Origin of the sequence: Rhodococcus sp. (in: high G+C Gram-positive bacteria) (assembly GCF_049591685.1) — a bacterium.
Lineage (GTDB): Bacteria > Actinomycetota > Actinomycetes > Mycobacteriales > Mycobacteriaceae > Rhodococcoides.
This window is the reverse complement of record NZ_JBAWFH010000088.1, coordinates 1-1,530: the sequence shown is the minus strand read 5'-3', so window position 1 is coordinate 1,530 and position 1,530 is coordinate 1. Positions and strand designations below refer to the sequence as shown.

General features: G+C 61.2%; 2 protein-coding genes. One reads left to right on the top strand and one right to left on the bottom strand.

Annotated elements, in window-relative coordinates; translation table 11 throughout:
* Positions 1–892: phosphotransferase (locus tag WBQ44_RS04025; RefSeq protein ID WP_495565449.1), on the top strand; the 892-nt coding region annotated here is incomplete at its 5' end.
* A 26-nt stretch (positions 893–918) separates the two neighbouring features.
* On the opposite strand, the gene WBQ44_RS04020 is transcribed toward WBQ44_RS04025, so the two are convergent.
* A partial coding sequence (locus tag WBQ44_RS04020; RefSeq protein ID WP_495565448.1) for a transposase occupies positions 919–1,530 on the bottom strand: 612 nt, incomplete at its 5' end.

Sequence of the window (1,530 nt, the reverse complement as noted above, 5' to 3'; positions counted from 1 at the left end):
CGCTATTGGATCCGCTCGCACCGAGCCCGAGCGGCAGGTCGAGAAGGCACTAGCAGCGATTCCGGAGTGGGAGCGGCTGGGCATGTCCTACTCCCCCGTCCCCGGCGGACTGATGAACAGCAACTGGCGCATCACCGTCGAAGGCAAGTCGAAGCGCTACTTCATGAAGCTGCCCGGTGCCGGAACCGATTCGTTCATCGACCGGTCTCTCGCCAACGAGGCAGCTCGGCGTGCCGGAGCATTGGGCATCGGGCCGGAGGTGGTGTTGTTCGATCCGATTACCGGTGTCGAGGTGATCGAGTTCCTGGAGGGCTATCGGGCGTGCACGAACGGTGATCTGAAGCGTCCGGAGATTCCGCTGGGGATGATCGACGTGTATCGGACGCTGCATTCGGGCAGCAAGCTCAGTGTCACGAAGACGATCTTTGACATGATCGACGAGCATCTCGAACAGGTCGCTCAGCTGGGTGTGAGGTTGCCGCGCGATGCCGAAGTGATCTTGACCGAATACCGCCAGGTGAAGTCGGCGATGCTGGCGTCAGGCTTGGATTTGGTGGCGTGCCAAAACGACCCGATGCCCGGCAATATTCTCATCGGGGACGGGTTGCCGATGAAGTTGGTGGATTACGAGTTCGCGTCGAACAACGACCGCGCCTATGAGCTCGCTGTCCTGGTGACGGAAATGTTCTACGGCGAGCAGCAGGTCATGGAGTTGATCGGGGAGTTCTTCGGTAAAGCGGAATGGTCCATGGTGTCGCGGGTGCAGGTGTGTAGCTTCCTTGCCGACGTGAAGTGGGGCCTGTGGGGGTGTGTGAACCACAAGCTCAACGGGGCGTGGGACTTCGACTACCACAAATACGGGTCGGGTCAAGTCCAAATCCGTGGTGTGTGAGGGCGGGCACTGCGTGATCCTTCCGGTCATGCTGTCAGTGCGGTCGGGATAGTTGGGGTCACCTCCTCGCCGGTGATGTCGTCCTCGTTCACGTCAGCGGTCACCATGGTCATCCGCGAGCGGGCGAGAACATCGAGTCCGAGGTAGCGCCGACCTTCGGTCCACTCGTCGTGCTGCTCGGCCAACACCGCCCCGACGAGCCGAATCAACGACGTCCGATCCGGGAAGATGCCGACGACGTCGGTGCGTCGGCGAATTTCCTTGTTCAGCCGTTCCTGCGGATTGTTCGACCAGATCTGCCGCCAGATCTCCTTCGGGAACGCGGTGAACGCCAACAGATCAGCTCGAGCGGCATCGAGGTGCTCGGCGACTTTCGGGAGCTTGTCGGACAAAGCGTCGAGCATTCGATCATATTGTTCCTCAACACCTTTCGCGTCGGGCTGGTCGTATATCGAATGCAGCATCGTCTTGACCATCGGCCACTGCGCTTTCGGTGTCGCCGACATCAGATTCGCCGAGTAATGCGTGCGGCAGCGTTGCCATGACGCACCCGGCAACGTCGCCCCGATCGATGCCACCAACCCGGCGTGCGCATCGGAGGTCACCAACGCGACCCCGCTCAACCCGCGGGCGACGAG